Below are 18,789 nucleotides of genomic sequence, written 5' to 3' on the forward strand. Positions count from 1 at the left end.
TGGATTTATAATTGTAAATCATCTCCTGAAACGATATCGAAATTAAAATTTTTCGCATAGTCCCTTAACTTTGTTTTCCGCTTTTGATCAACATTTATTTCATTGTCGAAACCTAATCCATTAAAATAGTGAGCGTCAAAAATATCCGACATTTTAATATTTGTTGTGATCATTTCTTCTTGAGATGCTAATTTTTTAAACATTAAAGCTGAGGTTAGAAATAAACCACACATTTCAAGTTCATCACTACAAACAAGTCTCTCGTGAAAAGCTTCTCTGTAATCGAGGTAATCAAAAAACACTTTCTCTGCCGATTCTTTTCTAATTTTTAGTAAAGTCAATAAAAATATTTCTAAGTCATCAACACATATTGACCAAGGATATAAATCTGAATGCTCTTTTTCTAACAATTCTTCTAAGTTTGTTTGAATTCCTCCATATTTATGCTGTGTTATAATTATGGAATAAAGTGACTTAATTTTTTCAGGTCGTATTTCAAATAACTCTTTTGAAGTTTTTAAATCATATATTTTAAACTCTTTTCCCTCTTCTATTTTACTTTCGAGTCTTTTACATTGATCATAAGCTTTTTGTATTCCATTTTTAAAATCTGATCTGATTTTATCAAAAGCTTTCAGAGGATTTCTTAGCGGAGCTCTAAACTTAAAATCTTTAATCTCAATTATTAAAAATGTACCCTTATAAAAAATAGCTAAATCTTGCTCCGCTTTTGTAGTTTTGTCGAAGTAGAAAGAAGTAAAAATCCTTGCATCTTCTTTGAATAAATGTTTAAAAATTTCTAAACATTTTTTTTCTAACATTTTATTCTTGAATTGAGTGTACTTTTCCTTTTTAAGTTCTGCCAACTTCGAACTGATTCTGTTATAAAAGGCTTCTAATAAGAACTTTCCATTAGGGAAAAGAATTTCATTGTTGCTCAGTGCTATCAATGGCGTATCAAAATATTGTCTCTTATTATCATAATAAATAGTATGATCCTTTATCGTACTATCATCATAAATTAAGAATTTAATCAAGTTAGATATTCTCTCATCAGGTAATTCTATAGATCTAAGATTTTCTTTTTTCAATATAAAAATATATCCTGGTCTAGTCATGAACTCGAACAAATCATTTAATTCAGGTTGAACTGCCCAATCTTTAGGATCCACTAAACCTTTATTAACAAAAGTGGATGTTAACTCTTGCCACTTTTCCGGATGCTGGTGGTAAAAGAAACAGCTATTAGCTTTTTCTTGCAGTATTATATTTACAGATAGTGAAAATTTAATTATATCCTCCGTTTCAAAACCGTATTCTCCGAAAATAACCTCATCAAATCTTGAAAAATTCGTTCTTATTCGGTAGATAGTTTGCTCGTCAAAAGATAATTGTCCATTTGCGTAGTAGTCAAAGAAAGATTTTAATGATACAGTGATTTTATCTAATTGTAAATCTCCTGTATTTTCATCGAAAAAACCAATTTCCCCGAAATAATTCATTTCTACCTCATCAAGAAGCTCTGTTAATTTATTCCATTCTTTTTCATCTGGAGCATCTTCGGTTTCTGTATGATGTTTAGAAAAAAATAAGTCGATTAAATATGCAAACTGCTGAAGCGGAGATTTTAGATTTTTAAAAGCATCCAAAGAATCTCTAAACTGTATAGCATTCATCATTTGCAGTACGAAGGGAAGAAACGTATCTTTCTTTATATTATTTAAGAGCATATAGATATCTTCGATAATCTCTTCCTGAGTTCGTCTGCTTTTACGATATTTTAGCAATGAATCTAAATTATCTTGTAGTTCTTGCTTAATTTTAGGATCTATTGACATTGTAATTAGTTAGATTCTAGATATTTTTCAAATGTTTGTTACGATTGCTCTTTTGTTTTTCTTATACCAATCTGTTTAGCCAGTTGCTCTATTTTGTTATCAGAATCTCTTTTCTCATTAATTATATTTCTAAATCCATCTTTTTGAGATTGTGAAGTCATTTGATAGAGATCTTTTACAAAACTCACATTGTTTAATAAAATTTCTTTAAACTCTGTATCACCTAAAAAGACGTTTTTAATAATAGTTCTGAAGACATCTGTAGACGGTTCTAGCAAATTATATTTAATGAAAAATGGTAAGATTTTTTTAGAGGTTTCAACATTAAGCTCTATATGATTATTTAGAAATTGATCTCTAATATCTTTTAAGGCATTCGCAATTGGAAGTCGAGAATGGTTTGCCTCATATTTATAAAGGATTTTCCACCATTGATTGTCAGCTAAACCATTTAACAATCTCTCTAGCAATTGTGCTGTAAATGCATCAAGCGAAGATTGAGTTAATGATTCATCATTCAAAAATTCAAAATACCTAAAATGGATATTGCTATCCTTTTCAAAAGCAGTCTTAATGCTCTCTTGATCTAAATTTTGAAATTCCATATTAAATTGCGCAATGAAAATTTTTGAAATTTGCAAATCCTTATAGGCGAAACAATCTTGAATAAATTCATCATCTAAATTTTCTAATAACAATTTAGATTGGTCGACTTCCCACTTGTTTAATTCGGTGAGTAGCTGATCATCTTTTAATTCTACCGCAACTTTAATTTTATTATATCTCTTAATAAGTTTGATGATATCTGACCTTTTATCTAGCGTAGAATCTGAAAATACACTTAAAATTACCTGCTTAAATAATAATGAATCTGAAAAATACTCTGAGCTTACCATTAGATCATCGTAAGATATATATCTAAGGATTGTATTACTAATATCTTTTGCTCTAGAGACATCATCGCCGTCTAAAACCTCTTGAAAATAATCTCTATATGTAGTGTTGAATTTTTCTCCTTTAGCGATTCTCATAGCTATCAAATCATTTATCAGTGGTAATTTTGAGGATGTATTAGAGTTGTAAAGGGTAGCAATTTTAGCATCTTTAATTATGTCTTTTATAACTTCACCAGATTTTCTTGTAGTTTCCTTAATCTTCGAAAGAATGTCGTTGGCTTTTTGTAGATCATCTTCGTCAACTGCAGTACTAAGATTTGTTTTTAAATGTTTAATATAATTAGGTAATTCGAAATTTTCACATAGTATATCGGTGTTTTTTACTTGTAAAATATCATCAATTAAGAGATTAGAAATGTAATTGTCCAAATCTTTTACATCAGTAGTTAATTTATATTGATTAAATTTATCTCCTTTATTTTCAATTAAAGCAATGCTGTTTTTTGCTTCTAAAGTTTTGGCACTAATGAGAGGAAACACTCTTTCTTCTGTTAAATGCTCTGTTAATTTATCAACTAGAGCAACGTATTCCATAGTATTCGAATCATTCAATATTTTAATATATTCATCCGTCAACAATTTTAAGTACTGGTCATCTGCGTAATTTTCTATTAAGATAAGTTGCCAATCCTCTACTTCAAGTTTATCAATTACTGGATCACTATTCAATACTTTATGGTAAAATGTTTTCCAAGCTTGAGCAATTTGTAATTTTGGAATTTTGCTCTCACTTTCAATTTGTGATAAGGTTTTGATAGGATTTTCTAGAACATCAATATCAACAATTGCAGAACTAAAGATAGAATCTGCAAAATCAGACTTGCAAATAGAATTAAATTTTTCAACATCATTTTTGTTTAATGAGTCTTTTAATTCCTGAGTATAAATTAATTCAACTGCTTCATCGACATCAATATGATAAATCACCGCTGTCAAATGCTTAGCAAAATCTGGATCACTGTAATAAATTGATTTTAAACCATCTAAATAATCAAATTCTGTAACTGATTTTAAAGGGTTTGCAAGAATTTCATCTTTCTTTAAAACAAAAATTGCTATATACCTTTCTCTGAAATTTTCATCTAAAAGTTTTATGGTTAAAATCTCGTTTACGAAAGCTATGATTTCCCTAGGTGTAATTCTTTTGCTAAGAAACTCGTAAACCTGTATTACTAACCTTAGTTCATCCTCATCGTAATTTATAAATGCTTTGCTCCACTGATTTTGAAAGAATTGTTTCCAGTCAGACATAATTGGCAATGTAACTCTAAAAACGATATCAAAAGTTTTATTGACATAATCATCTCCAAAGGTTTTGTTGGTACCATCGCTATTTAGCTCCTTAAATGCATTTTGAATATGTTCTCTATCAAAAGGAAGTATTACTTTAATATTTTTATATTCTTTCTCTGCAAAAAAAATATGAATAGATGACCAAATGTTTAGAATGTGTTTTTTAGGTAATCTATCGAAATTGTCAAACACTAAAACTATTTTTTTATTCAAATCATCATCGATTTCCTTCATCCATTTTTGAAAGTCACGAACCGAAGGTTGATTTTCAGAAATTGTCTCAATTTTAGTTTCCTCCTTTTGTTTATTAGTATACACTTGAAAAGTTTCTTCGGCGGCATATCGGAAAGATTTACTAAATCCCTTCTTATCAATCCAATTTCTAAACAGATTGTAGATGTAAATACCAATTACAATAAACAATGGAAAAGCAACTAATACTAACTTCCAAAACCAGGATTCTATTTCAAAAAAATCTTTAAGAGAATCTTTAAAAACGTTTACTGTTGGAATGTAAATAATTGATAATAAACTAAAAATGAAACCCACACTTAAGTAGGGTTGATTGATTGTGACTGTTTCTTTGGAATTAGCGAGTAATATTTTTAATTTATCGTCCCAAATATCTTTCTCATTCTTCTTTAAAAGGTCTTTTTCATTTTTAATAAACTCTGTTAACTCGACTAAAATTGCTCTTCTTTGTTCATCTTCTTGATGTCCCCACACATCATAAATAAAGAATTTATGCGTTTTTTCTACCTTCTTCTCTATCAAATGTACCAGATTACTTTTTCCCGAACCCCAAGCACCATCTATTCCGATAATTTTAAAATCTTTCTCATTAATAATTTTTTCACTTATGACTGTGGCAATTTTATCTTGGGATTTGTTCTTAAATAAATCTTCACCTAAAGGGTGATTAGTTAAAAAATTATATTTTTTTTCTTGGTGTTTTTTAGAATTTTCTTCCATATTTAGTTTTCCAGTGGTTTTAGTTTTTGAATGTTTTACGTGCAGCATATTGTTAATATATGCTTTCGTAATATTTCAAAAATACGAAAATGGAATGAGTTTAATGAATAAAATTAAGATGTGGTAATCTCTTCCTTAAAAATTAATCTAAAAGAAAAAAGGAAAAAAAAGAAAGCCCTTCCATCATTGTTGCAGATTTTAATAAACAAGTTTATAAAGCAAAATACTACCTGAAGGGTGGAGATTTTTCTTTATACCGACAGGCTTGAACTTGTGTTTAATAATCTGAAACTATTCCTTTGTTTTCTTTTTATTATTTTTTACTACCAACTACAATCTTTCTAGTAATAATTACATTTCCAATCAAAATTTTCGACTTCGGAGAAAATTTCAGCCCTCTGCAAGAGCAAGTTGTTTTGAGCATCTCGAAACGTTTCGAGATGCTCAAAACACAACTTGCCGTGTTCCTTCGAACACATAATTTGCTGTATATTATTTAGTAATAAAAAACCAATAAAACTAAATTATTTATGTAGATAATGTACATTGAAACTATGTAGATATGTATTTATGTAATTACCAAAGTAGAGGAATTTGTAAGTCGATATTGTATTAGGAACTTAAATTACTATAGACATATTTGAGGTATTACGATAATCAGTGACAAACACTCTCTTTTAGTACCATTTCAGAGATGGCCATCATTTTCAGGATTAATTTTCTGAAAAATGAAATTATGCTACACAAAGAAACGGTCAGCAGGGAAATGTGGGAAATTCTTCAAAAACTGATGAAAGATGAAATGCTAAAAGACTTCATCTTGGTTGGCGGTACCGCATTAGCCTTGAAATTAGGGCATAGATTTTCCATTGACATTGATCTGTTCACTACAAAAGACTTTAACTCAAAAGATTTAATTAGCTACCTGCAAAAAGAATATAAGGCAACAGATGAGATTGTTTTTGAAAATACCGTTATGACCTATATTGAAGATATAAAAGTTGACCTTTTAGCTCACAAATATCCTCTTATAGCAATGGATAAAATTTCAGAAAATGTTAGAATGATTTCAAATGATGATATTGGTGCTATGAAACTTCACGCAATATTTCAAAGTGGAGCAAGGTTAAAGGATTTCGTAGATATGTATTTTCTTCTTGAAGAAAATCCTTTAAAGTCATATCTCGATAGCTACCAACAAAAATATAACGGAAATTCAAATTTAGTAGCACGTTCATTAATCTACTTTGATGGTATTAGAAAACAATATGATGTTTCAATGATTCAAGGGAAAGAGAATAATTGGAAGACAATGCAGGAAAGACTCAAAAAAGCTGTTTTAAATCCCAATCTCAAATTTGGAAGTTCACTTTCAAAAAAAGCCATTCCCATTAATAAAGGGAAAGGATTTAGAAGGTGATTTTGTTGCGAAAAAGAGATAAAAACCTTATATTTATAGTATGAGAATAAAAGATAAAGTCTTACCAAATATTCATCCAAAATTCTTTTGGGACACCGATTTTAGCTTATTAGATTGGGAGACAGCCTATGTTCCTGTCATTTCTCGAATTATCGAAAGAGGAGGTCAAAATGAAATTGATGAAATTATAAAATACTATGGTCATGAGAAAGTTGTAAATACAATTCAAAACGAAATTTATTTTCTGCCTGATTATGCAATTGACCGATCAATCGACTTTTTTCCGGAACTTAAAAAAGAGGAGATGCATTGTTATTTAAATAGAAAAGATAAACCTTATCATTGGATTTAGTTTTGGAAGTTTTCTAATCTCAACTAAATTTAAACCAATAATAATATTGAGAATAAAGGTTCTCAAAATAAAAATTAAAAGGTGCTAATTTTCGTGAGGCTTTACTCGGGGAAATTAGCTTCTTTTTCCTATTGAAAAAAATATAAGGTGTCCGCTTTTTAGCGGACTTCTTACATTTTAAATATTATAAGCTATATGAATATTATCTCCTTCAAAGTTTTATACTCGGCGACCCATTTGTCTTCATAGAAAGATTGAAGATTTTACATATAAATAATTATAAGTTTAAATGTAATAATTTCCGCCAAGCGTCAGGAAAATAGGGTGTCTGGAAATGAAAATGGGCAAGATCTCTTAGGAAGCCATATCCTGCTTCGTCAGTTCTATAATTATATTCAAATTCATTTTTTCTTTTAATAATTTCTGCTTGAACTCTTCAAAATTTATATCTGCATTTAAGTCCATATTTTCATAATCAACTTTTGAAACCTTTAATTCCGATTGATACCCATCTTTTAAAGATTTTGAAAATAGTTGTTCATCTAGATCCAATTCTTTTTCTTCAATCAAATCCAAAGAGGTTGAGTGTTTATTGAGATGAGGTATAAATAATCCTAAATCAATTTTATTATCATTAATGAATTTTTTCATAAACAAAAATCTATCTTCAATTCCTAAGATAACCAGATATTCCATTAATACGTTAAGAAGTGGAGAGGTCGAATCAGAGTAATAAATTGGTTTTATCCTTGATTCTGTAAATTTTATGACATTTGAAATACTATTATTTGCATCAGGCAAAATTTTATAATCCTTATGTCGTAAAGTGACATATCCAAAAACTTCTATCAAATAATTTTTTGCAGACTCCAAATCCCCTATATCAATAAGTAAATTCAATACATTTACTATTGTTAATGAATGAATATCAATTAACGGACGAGCCGAAACATTGTTGGCTTTTATAATTCCTGTTAGTATGTCCTGTGTAATTCTTTTATCAAAATTTGGGTCAAACAATATACTCGTTTTAAGAAAAAATGTCAAATGAAAAAGATAATCAAATGTTCTAACTGTGTATCCAATTTGCTCATATCGCCCTGCAATTTCAGAGCTTAATCCATTGTTTAGTTTTGCTATTGGCAGTGTCCTTCCAAAGTACTCTGTTAAAAGATTGAAATAAAAGAAAAATACTTGATTGTAATAATGTAGTATTTTTTTATCCTTTTCTAATCTATTTTTCAAAATCCAATACCAAAATCTTAATACCAAATAAGAAATATATCGTTTTGCAATTTCTAAATTATTATGTTCTTTTGATTCTGTATATATTATAAATGAAATTAATTTTAAAGACTCAAATATAAGTTTCCATTTTCTTGGAATTGATCTTTTATATCCAATCCATACTTCTTCTTCAAATAAAAGGGCATCAATAAGCAATTCGAATTCATTTTGTATTCCATCATCGATGTTTAGATTAATTAAAACTTTATTGAAAAGTTTTGTAGTTCTTTTATTGGTTAGTAAATTGACACCGAATAAATCTTCTGAAAATAATTTTGTTAATTCTGAAATACCCCATCTTTCAAACTCAATTTCATCTGTTTTTGGAAATTCTTTTTCAATAAATCCTGCAAATGTTTCACTAATATTTGCTTTTATCTCTCCATTGTGTACTAAAATAATTTTTAATGGTAGATTGTCAAAATTCCTATAAGATGATTTAAAATCTTTATACTTAGCTTCTCTTATTGATTCTACAATACCATCATCTTTTTTGTTAAAATTTGTAGTGGTTATATGCCTATCTTCACCGCCTTTTAATTCATAATAAAATCTTTTTAATATACCATCTTCATCTTTTCCTACAGCGACAATATCCTTTCCATATTGAGGGAAACCCTTATATTCTTTAGGCTTTGAAAGTATAGTAAATCCCTTAGATTCTAGCAGCATTGGAAAAAGTAAATCTAACTCGTCACTTTCAGTCAATGATTCCAAATACTCTCTAACAATGATTGGCTTAATATCCATTAATTATCGTATTTACTTTTATTAGAATTTAATAAGTGCTCATATAGGTCGGGGTTTTTGTAAATCCTACCATCTACAAGAATAGAATGTTGATGACTATCTAATTTTCTTATTTCATCTTGCCCATCCAATTTCCAGGCATTACCCCTTACAATTACAGATGTTTTTCCTAAATGTTCTAAAAAAGTTCCCTTGCCCTCTTTTACTTCTTCCATCATTTTTGCTTGATTTTCGTGCTCCAATCTGTAATACAATTCCATTAAATTATATTCATTTTGATTGGGAGAAAGGTCATTGATTTTGCTTTTAAATACACACATTTCATTGTAGCTGTCTAAAGTTTTAGTGAAAAATTCTTTTAGACTTTTATCTGCTTTTGAATTGGATAGATGATTTAAAATAATTTTATAAATGTGTTCGTGATAAGCTTCAAAAATTAGCCGACTTAATGTCAGTTTGCATTCTTCTTTAACAGCTTTATATTTGGAGCTTCTAAATTGTAATAATAATGGTACTATTTTATCGATGCTGTGTGGAAATCTCTCAAATGCTTCTATTGAGCGTAATTGACCTATTTCAGAGTCGATATGTAAAACATCTATTGCAAATACACCCATTAGAATCAAATGAATACCTCCAATTCTCTTTTTAATATTTTCATTTGATAAAAATTTCAAAATAAATTCTTCAGTTTCACTTTTATTACTTTTCCAGAAATGTTTTATTCCACCTTCAAACAATGATAAATTAGTCCTAAATTCTAATTTAGTATATGCAAATTCAAAAAAATGAAAGTAATACTTAGGTTCTTTAAAGTTTTCAAAAAAATATTTTATTACTCTAATGTTTCCTGTTTTATTCAATATGTGATGTAAAAAGTTATAACGTTCATCCTCGAATCCATCAATTCCTCTTGATATGATATGAACAATCCAACCTCTGATTTCTTCATCTTCTTTCTCATAATATTCATAAAATTTATCAAAAACTTTATTTATTATTTCTAATGAATCGGGTTTTACTTCTAATAATTTAGCATAAAACTGAACTATTTCAGAACCATAGAAATTGCCATCTGATTCTATGTTTTCAACAGCTCTTATTGCAATTTGTAAGTCATCATCATTCTGATAATCTATTTCTACAAGAAAGTCTATCAGGATTTTAGGCGAATTTTTGAAAACTTTAAATGCTCTTTTGAAAGCTTTTTTGTCTTGTCTATATAAATTTACTAAGATGTCTTTTTGCAAATATTTAAATGACAGGTCGAATTTTTCGTTGCTCCAGTATTCAACAAGTTTATTTGCGAAAACCGGATTTTTAACAGATATTTTTTTACAGTAGGTTTTAGAGTAATGTCTATGGATCTCATCATTTAAAGAATATTGTATAGCATCACTTACCAATTCAAGATCTACATTTAGTTTAACTAATGCATTGTAATAATGTTTTTCATAGCTGTAGAGATGTCTGTTTGTTTGTCTTATCTCATCATTTAGATTTAACAAAAATTCTGTAATATCTTTTCCATCACGATTTCGTTTAACTAAAATAAAAGCACCTAAATTATCAATAATTGCATGGTAGGAATTTGAAAAAGGAGCATTATTAAGCCTTTTTATTTCGTTGTGAAAATTTTCATGAAATAGAAGTGAATCAGAAATTTCTTGAGGAAGCGGCATGTTTAGAATATTTTCAGCATAACTAATTAAATATTCAAAAAGTAAATCCGTTTCAAGATTAACGTTTAGGAGATTTCCCTCTTGGGTTAGTATGTTTTCCTTAATTAGCTCATTCGTATATTGAATGTCTTTAAAATTAAACTGTAATTTGTCAAATTTAAATATTAAACTAAATAATTCATCAAAGTATTTTTCCATAAGCTTAAAGTGTCTCGCTACTTAGACCACAATCAATAACCAAAATATTTTTAGAATCTTCAAAACATAGTCGCCTTTAAACAAAATCTTCATATTGACATTATTACTTTCCAAAATATCGATCTCCTCAATATTATAATCATAACCATCGTTTTCATTCCATTTGGTAATTATATCATTTGTTATAATTTCTTTTTGATATTCAGTAATATCTACTAAGAGTTGTCCATTATACCATTTTTTTGAATTACTTGTATAAATGTTCACTTTGACTTTATTAAAGTCAATTACGAAAATATGATTTTTATTGAATGAATTGATTATCGGTATATTGTAAAAAGTATTATAAGAGTAAGGTAAGATTCCACTATTGGAATATTTCACATCTTCTAATTTTCTTTGAGAATGTATGCCAGCAAATATTACAATCTTGCTTCTATCCTGTACTTTATCAATGAAATCCCTAATACTTTGACTAATATTTTCAACTTGTACTGCTTTACTAATCTGTAAAGCCTCTTTGAAAAATTGAGTATCAACTACTCTTGCTAACTGAGTTCCAAAAGAACTTAATCCTCCAATTTCTTGAAAGTTTTCGCCATCAATAAATGCAAATTTTGACTTCAAAAGAGTTCTAAAATATCCTAACCCATCTTTCTCTGTCAGATTTTCGATATATTTAATATTTCCAAAGTGTTTTAAAATTGATATTATTTTAATATTACCCTCCCATAACCTCCCAACATTCTCTCTAAATTTTTCAATTTTCTTTTGTGAAAGAGGAATAGACTTGATAATTTTATAATTCTCAATCTCTTCTCTTTTCTTTAAAAAGTAAATAATTCTATAATTTTTTCTTTCCTGTAATTTAATTCATTATTTAATTCTTTTTCATCAAAATTTTGCTCTGATAAAAATCTAGTAATATCTTTATTATTATTAATTATATCAAGATTTTCTTTAATATTATTTAATTGATATTTAAATCTAGGATTTAATGGGATATCTGAATAATCATTATTTGTACTAATTAGCCCATCATATTTTAGAAGAATTATTAATAATCCAAATGGTAGCCATTGGCTAGTCATTAAAGTAAAATATGCCTGATCAGTAGGAGGTTTATTGATTTCCCATTCATTTATAGCCCACAATCCTTTATCTATTTCATCATAAAGCTTATAGAATCGACTAATGAAACTATCGTTGCTGTTAAAATAAAGTTCATCGAAATATGCTTCTAAATAGCGTACATCATATTTAGAATAGTCAATCACATTGCTAAATCTTAAGTAATACATCCAAGATAATAAAGTAACATTAAAATTGAATAGCAAATCTTCTGCAGAATTGTTTTGATCAAAATTTAAGTTCTGTAGGTCATCTCCAATAGATTTGGATATTATATTAAATACAGTATGATTATCTTCTTCCAATGCAACTTTTAAAATGTTTATTAAGGATAAATAACTCAAACTGGCGTATTCATTTTTGATTTCTTCTGAATAGTTGGCTATAGTTATCATGTGAGATAATCGAGAAACAGACCTTTCAACAAAAATTTCTTTGTATTGTTGAGGTAAATTTGAATAAATGTTTATTAAAAAAGTAGCCGATTTAGAAAAGGATGCTTCTGATTTTCCGAATGATTTACTAACAAGTGATGATAAAGTGAAATCAAGAAGCTCATTAAAAGATTCCTGATAATTATTTGAAGCTGATAAAATAATATTTCTTTGTACTGAATAAAAGATCTCATTAATATAATCGAAAGAGATAGTTTCAGTATATTTAATTAATCCCCAATTCATGAATTTAAATCTATATATTTTGTGTAAATGTCTTCTAAGTTTTTGAGATTTTCTTTTAAATCTATATGTTTATTGCTTAGTGTGTTATTGTTGACTTTCTTTAATAATTTTTCCAGATTCTCATTTCCTAAAGTCTCTTTTAAAATTGGTGTTTTAGTTAAAGTAAAGCACTTTAGAAAATTTTTCGGATGCTTTTTAGAAAATAAAAGAAATCTATATGAATTATTTTTTTCTAATTTTTTATTAAGTTCTAAAGTTTCATAATATTTTTTTCATCAACTATTTTGACCAGCATGTTTTTTAGTTTATCTGTATTAATATCGCATAAAAATCTATCATTTTTTCCTGCTTTGTATATTGCCACTAAATTATCATTTAAGGGAGCAAAACTATTGTATCTAACAAATCCACTATTTTGAATAAATTCTATGTATCTCGTTTTAAATTCTTTCTTAAGGAAATTATTATAAAATGCTCTATCAAATTCTAATTCTAATTCTGATTTAATTATCTCGTTCCTTTTTGATTTATGAATAAAATTAAAAACGTTGTTATATAATGAAATCAGGAAAATTATATAAATTATGAATGTAGAGAAGATAAATATTAAAATATTTGATTTTATTTCTGGGTTAGTAATTGAAGGAGATAAAAAATACAAAATCAATATGCTAATAATTATTGAAAAACCTAAATAAGTTATGAATTTAAAATTAACTCTTTTATCAATAATTGATTGTAAATCGTCCCTCTCATCTTTCAGATGGGTTAATAAAAGATTAGTAACAAATAAATTCATCGACACTAAAGTAATAACAGTGGTTGTAAAGGTTTTAATAGCATCTTCAAAATTTATATTTAAAATTTTTAGAAAACCAAAATCTATAAATAGCGTGTAAAATATTATTATTATAATAATTAGACAATAAACAAAGAATAACATTTTGAAATTAAACGAGTAAAGTCTAAATAAAAAAGTTTTTACTAAGTTATTATTTGCAGAATAAATGAGTGGAAATTTCTGTTTAGCATCTGATTTAATATTGGCAATTAAACTCATAGGTTATCAATTGGTTTTTAGTTTTTAATTTTTGAAGTTTGTCTTGGAAAAAAAATTGTTTTTGATATGTTAATCTACAAAATCAAATCTTTTTTTCCAACTAATTGATAGCATAGCTAAGATAATTAAAAAGTTTGTGTTGAGGCACGACCTTCAAAGTTGCTAATGCGTTCCTAATTTCTCTGTGTAGTTTCTGCTTGATCTATTATGAGGAAAAAAAGAAACAGTCAACATTCTGTAATTTATGGGATTCAAGAAAAGAATGGCAAAATTTATCCAATTTTTTAATAAAACTGCATAAAACAAAATAACCCAACCAGTTTTAATACTAGTTAGATTATGTCAAATCTTTTATAAAACAGAAAGCTTTTGCGTTTTATTGAAATATTTTTGATGCCATATATTTTTCTTAATTAGTCTTTTTATTTTTCTATATAATTGTCAAATTCTAAGAAATCTAAAAACAATAATTTTTTCTTCTCTTCTTTAGAACCAATTGTTATATTCCATCTTTTCTCCATAAAACTCAATAATTCAAGCCCACGATTTAATATTGTTCTTTCATTCCATTCATTTAAACTAACTACATTTTTAGCATTATTGTAATTTTTATAAGTAGATAATTTGTCAATGAAGCAATCTTGCTCATGTGAGTTCTTTCTTACCAAAACAAAATTTCCTAGACTTCCTACGACATACTTTATTTCTTGATAAGAGAAATCTTTTACTTCCATGTTTTTCCAACACATTAGTAATGGCTTCTCAGGAAATATGTATTGTACACTAGTCAAGTCGTCATATGAAGCATGTTCTAAATTATTTTGTTGGGCGATGTAGACATCATACTCATATAAAAAATATCTTAAAAATTTCCAGTCATAATAACCCTTTGCATTTTCTCGCAAAAATAAATCTCTCAAGAATGAATAAAACCCACTAATTTCGTAATAACCATTATAGTCTGGTTTCCCATATATCCATAGTTCAAGATCTGTAAGTATATCTTCAATTTCGATTTCACCATTGTATAGTTCGCTCGCTTTAGCAAAAAAATGATATGTTCCAGTATTAGAACGTCTGAATGAAACGGAAAAAATTAAAAATATATAGGATTCAACTAATTGTAATAGCTTTATAGTTTTTTCTTTATCGTTTTCTGTAACTAAAGCACCCATTATCAAAGGAGCAAAGGATTTGAAACCCAGCTGATTTAGTTTCGTTAGCCAAGTAATTACAATCTTTGATCTACAAATCTCATTTGCTTGTGGGTGTTTTGGACTGTTCATTAAAAACCATTGTTTAACACTTTCTGTTAAACTCTTAATATACCTTTGTATTGATTCATAACCTTCTTTTCCATTTAGAATATTATGAGATGTAAAGAACCTGTCGAAAACATCATTGGCATAAAATTCAGGTTCTCTTCTATCATATCTTTTATACATGATCCAATGATTTTGCAAAAAAGCATCATCGTCTAATTTTCGTTCCTTATTAAGACCTAAATATTTATAAATTGTTTTCCAACTCTCATTAATTTTATCTCTGAGATCCACTTTTCTCTCAATACTTTCATCTTTCAAAAGCGTTGATAAATATATAAGTCTATTTTTAAGCTTTTCTAGATTTGAAAGAGGCTTTCCTCTATTATTCATAGTTTCGAAGACAATAAATATATCAAGCTCTTTTTCCAACTCTTTAAAATCAAACTTAAGTTGTTGTGTTATTTTGCTAAATAGTATCTCCAAATCATTTAAAGACATTTTTTTAACCTTATCAATAAAATAACGTTTTGCATTAAGAAGATTGTTAGTGTAAACAGTTTCTTCTATATCATTATCTGAGTTATCATTTTGCTCGAATATTTCGCGTTTTAAAAACTCGTAGCTTGGATTATCCCGATGATAGCCGAATAAGTAACTTTTTTCCTGTCGCTGTTTATTTTCGGTATATATGTATTTGTTAATAATTTCCTCTTTGCTACTAAAATTAATCTGACTCCCCTCAGGCATTTTTTGACAGATTACCCAAATCAAAATAATTATTGTCGTTATCCTCTGTTGACCATCTACAATAAAATATGGCTTTTCACCCTTTCCTATTATTAACCATTGATCATCGCTCCAATTAGAATATTCTTCTTCGCTAACTTCTTCGACACTAATCATACCCGTGTAATGGACTTTTTTGTGCTGAAGATTATTAAGATCTTGCCAAAAATCATCCAAATTATTATTCTCCCACGAGTAACCCCTCTGGTAATCAGGTATTCTAAATATTTTATTATTAAATATTGTTTTAATTGTTTGCATTTAAAGCAGTATAATTAGTGGTTAAAAAATTCAATAAATCAGTAGGTTGTGTTATTTTTGAGCTTACTAAATCAAATATATTTAGAGTAGTAATATCGAACTTCTTTCTTGGCATAGGGTTTTCAGGTGATCGCTCAATACTTTCAGTAATAAAAATATTCTCAATAGTTTTATCAACAGTTTTCAAAATTTCAAGAAGAAACCATAAATCATATTTCCCTCTTAGAAACAATTTGTGATTAGATATAGGCATAATTAATTGTCTAGTGTGCATAATATTTTCGAAATGATATTCATTTTCTACTGCTCCACATTTATTAACCAATATATCCTTCAATGTCATATCACGAATCTGTAATTTTCTTAAGCTATCATTAGAACGCATAATTCTTTCATACCTTTCTTTTGAGACAAGCTTTTTTTCAAAGAGCTGCATCTTGTCGAAATAAATTAGATGTTGAGGTTTTAATTCTTCTAAAACTGCTTTTTTTGACGATAATCTATCTATCAAAATGAACCAGGTCAAAGTTCTAAGTTTTATAATAAACTTTTTATATGATAATCGATATAAATCTAGAAGTTTGTTTCGCAATTCTTCTGCAATATCATTAACATAAAATCTATCTAAGATTATTAAAAATACTTCCTCCGTAACTAAATAATTTTCAATAGAGTAATATTTAGTGTAAAACAGATTAGGCTCTGTTATCATTCTCACTCCGACAATATCATCATAATCCTTATCAGCGAAAAATAATAGTTTAGATTTGAATATCTTGTCCAATCAATCAGTTCATAAACTTCTAATAAGTTACTTTTACCCTTCATTAAATATTTATGATGTTTGTAATCAGTATAAATTTTAGTTATAGATGTTCTATAAAATTCATAATCATCATCATCCTCTGTAAATATATGCACATCTTTCGCTGATGACATATAGTTTTGCTTAAGGTTAAAATATCGTGCTTTTGGAATTATCGCTTCCTTCTTAGCAAAAAATAAGTCCTTAGTCATAAAATTTCTTTGAACTCATTAAGTCCATAGGTGTAATTGTTGAAATTTTCAGGAACTATAAAAGGAGAATGTGTTGCCGCGATAATACCATCAATATGAAAGTCCATTATATCATTAATCAAATTTTCTTGCCAGCCCATTGAAAGAGAGATTTCTGGTTCATCAATAATTAACCAAACGTTTTGAGGATTATATAGTAAATAACTAAAAAGAGATATTATATGTTTTTCCCCCGCTGATAAGATTGTTAAAGGTAGAGACTTATTATCAATACTTATTCTAATAGATTTTCCATCTTTTGATAAAATAACCGTTTTATCATTGCTAAGATATTTATTAGATTTTTTAATAAATCTTTGGAACACTTCTGAGGATGAAAAGGTCTTATCTTCTAAAAGTTTTGAAATTCTAAATTCAATATCAAACATATCGAATTCGACCAATTCCATACTAAAATATTCTTTCCTAAAAGCCCATCTTTCGTAATCTCTATTAGACCAAATAGTATCAAAAACCTTTTGTAAATCATTTTCAGTTTCGCTAAAAGAACTTTTATTAAACATCTTTTCATCATTAATTCTCAAGTCAATTTCTGGAATTAATTGTCTTAAATGTTGCTCTAATCTTTTCGCCATATCACCGTACAAATCACGATAACTTCGTTCTATTCTGCGATAAGTTGGAAGATAAAGAAATGATCCTAACCAATCGTACTTATTATCACTTATATTATTTGACGAGACTTCATTTAAAATTGATAGAAGTAGGCTTTGTGGAACATCATATTTAGCTTCAATATCTCCTAACAAAAATTCATCATTTAAGATTTCGTCAACCTTATAATTTATCAATCCTTTACGAATGAAATCTCTGTAAGTAGGATATAGATCACATAGCCTTTCTATTACATAATTAGGGATTTCAGACGATCTATATTCATTCTTCTTAAAAGAGTATTCTTTATCATTAACAAAAGCAATTATTTCTTCGAAGTCATACTTTGCTAGTTCATTCCATTGCTTGGAAAAAAATAAAAAAAACAACCTTAATAATATTGTTTTTCCTGACCCATTTTCAGCAACGATAATTAATTTATTATCCTCAAAATGAAGGTCAAATTTTTTTTACCAAAAAGTTTAAAAACTGTAAATGATTTTATATTCATTAGTATTTAATATATATCAAATATAAGTATTTATATTAGAAAAATTTTGAGATTTTAAAGCTCGCTAACTAGAACTCTTAATTGATAGCAACTCTGTTTATTAAGTAGTAATTATTTCTAGAAAATTAATTGAGTTAATGAGTATTATATCATTTACAATATGTTTCGACATTTGCTCATTTATGTCTACAAACCATCCTTTTCTAAGGATGGTTTTTGTTTTTTATGGAAATAAGAAAATTTTAAAATTTCTTCAATATTTTTTTGTCGGTAAAGAAAAAAATAGATACATTTGCACCACTAAAATAAAGAGACCCATGGTGTAACGGTAGCACTCTGGTTTTTGGTACCATCAGTTGGGGTTCGAATCCCTGTGGGTCTACAAACCATCCTTTTCTAAGGATGGTTTTTTTATGTCTATAATTAAAATAACCAAATATCTTTATCTTGCTCTACTAGAAATAACTGGTAAAAATTCTTCACTCATTGCTAATTTAATACATCAACATTCTTTCAGAGTGTCATATCTGTTCAATTAAACATACCACATTTAACATACCACATTTAACATAAATTCACACAAAAAGGAACGGTTGGCAAACATATTGCTCGTAAAATCAAACAAAGCTATTATTAATAAGCCATTACAAACAAAATCACCATGGTAACACTTATT

At 27.7% G+C, this 18,789-nt stretch carries 12 protein-coding genes and 1 tRNA gene; 3 read left to right on the forward strand and 10 right to left on the reverse strand.

Features of this window, described 5'->3' with window-relative positions; genetic code table 11:
- Positions 1 to 5 precede the first annotated feature (5 nt).
- Both EAG08_RS07715 and EAG08_RS07720 read right to left on the reverse strand, forming a co-directional pair.
- Entirely contained in the window at positions 6 to 1,838 is a 1,833-nt protein-coding gene (locus EAG08_RS07715) for an NERD domain-containing protein (protein WP_129534940.1), read from the reverse strand.
- A 38-nt stretch (positions 1,839 to 1,876) separates the two neighbouring features.
- Positions 1,877 to 5,059 (reverse strand): P-loop NTPase fold protein, encoded by a 3,183-nt coding sequence (locus EAG08_RS07720; RefSeq protein ID WP_164998543.1) that lies wholly within the window; start codon positions 5,057 to 5,059, stop codon positions 1,877 to 1,879.
- Between the two features lie 736 nt (positions 5,060 to 5,795).
- Here EAG08_RS07720 and EAG08_RS07725 point away from each other — a divergent pair.
- Positions 5,796 to 6,479 (forward strand): nucleotidyl transferase AbiEii/AbiGii toxin family protein, encoded by a 684-nt coding sequence (locus tag EAG08_RS07725; RefSeq protein WP_129534942.1) that lies wholly within the window; start codon positions 5,796 to 5,798, stop codon positions 6,477 to 6,479.
- Between the two features lie 40 nt (positions 6,480 to 6,519).
- On the forward strand, positions 6,520 to 6,831 hold the full coding sequence (locus tag EAG08_RS07730; RefSeq protein WP_129534943.1) for a DUF6922 domain-containing protein: 312 nt from the start codon (positions 6,520 to 6,522) through the stop codon (positions 6,829 to 6,831).
- Positions 6,832 to 7,185: 354 nt separating this feature from the next.
- Here EAG08_RS07730 and EAG08_RS07735 read toward each other — a convergent pair whose 3' ends face one another.
- The 8 genes from EAG08_RS07735 to EAG08_RS07770 all read right to left on the reverse strand — a co-directional run bounded on the left by EAG08_RS07735 (position 7,186) and on the right by EAG08_RS07770 (position 18,036).
- Positions 7,186 to 8,868 (reverse strand): hypothetical protein, encoded by a 1,683-nt coding sequence (locus EAG08_RS07735; RefSeq protein WP_228446822.1) that lies wholly within the window; start codon positions 8,866 to 8,868, stop codon positions 7,186 to 7,188.
- Positions 8,868 to 10,748, reverse strand: coding sequence for a hypothetical protein (locus tag EAG08_RS07740; RefSeq protein ID WP_129534944.1), 1,881 nt, complete (start codon positions 10,746 to 10,748; stop codon positions 8,868 to 8,870). The genes EAG08_RS07735 and EAG08_RS07740 overlap by 1 nt, the downstream gene beginning before the upstream one ends.
- 21 nt (positions 10,749 to 10,769) lie before the next feature.
- Positions 10,770 to 11,375: a hypothetical protein gene (locus EAG08_RS07745; RefSeq protein WP_129534945.1), complete on the reverse strand. Its 606-nt coding sequence runs from the start codon at positions 11,373 to 11,375 to the stop codon at positions 10,770 to 10,772.
- A gap of 200 nt (positions 11,376 to 11,575) precedes the next feature.
- A complete protein-coding gene (locus EAG08_RS07750) occupies positions 11,576 to 12,559 on the reverse strand; it encodes a hypothetical protein (RefSeq protein ID WP_129534946.1) in 984 nt (327 codons plus the stop codon).
- 250 nt (positions 12,560 to 12,809) lie between these two features.
- Positions 12,810 to 13,619, reverse strand: a complete 810-nt coding sequence (locus EAG08_RS07755) for a hypothetical protein (protein ID WP_129534947.1) — start codon at positions 13,617 to 13,619, stop codon at positions 12,810 to 12,812.
- Positions 13,620 to 14,041: 422 nt separating this feature from the next.
- Positions 14,042 to 15,931 (reverse strand): DUF262 domain-containing protein, encoded by a 1,890-nt coding sequence (locus tag EAG08_RS07760; RefSeq protein ID WP_129534948.1) that lies wholly within the window; start codon positions 15,929 to 15,931, stop codon positions 14,042 to 14,044.
- Positions 15,918 to 16,715, reverse strand: a complete 798-nt coding sequence (locus EAG08_RS07765) for a DUF4435 domain-containing protein (protein WP_129534949.1) — start codon at positions 16,713 to 16,715, stop codon at positions 15,918 to 15,920. The genes EAG08_RS07760 and EAG08_RS07765 overlap by 14 nt, the downstream gene beginning before the upstream one ends.
- A 229-nt stretch (positions 16,716 to 16,944) precedes the next feature.
- Entirely contained in the window at positions 16,945 to 18,036 is a 1,092-nt protein-coding gene (locus EAG08_RS07770; protein ID WP_129534950.1) for an AAA family ATPase, read from the reverse strand.
- Positions 18,037 to 18,424: 388 nt separating this feature from the next.
- Between EAG08_RS07770 and EAG08_RS07775 the strand changes: the two genes are divergently transcribed.
- Positions 18,425 to 18,495: transfer RNA gene (locus EAG08_RS07775), tRNA-Gln, on the forward strand.
- Positions 18,496 to 18,789: the final 294 nt, after the last annotated feature.

It is taken from the genome of Chryseobacterium sp. 3008163, assembly GCF_003669035.1.
GTDB lineage: Bacteria > Bacteroidota > Bacteroidia > Flavobacteriales > Weeksellaceae > Chryseobacterium.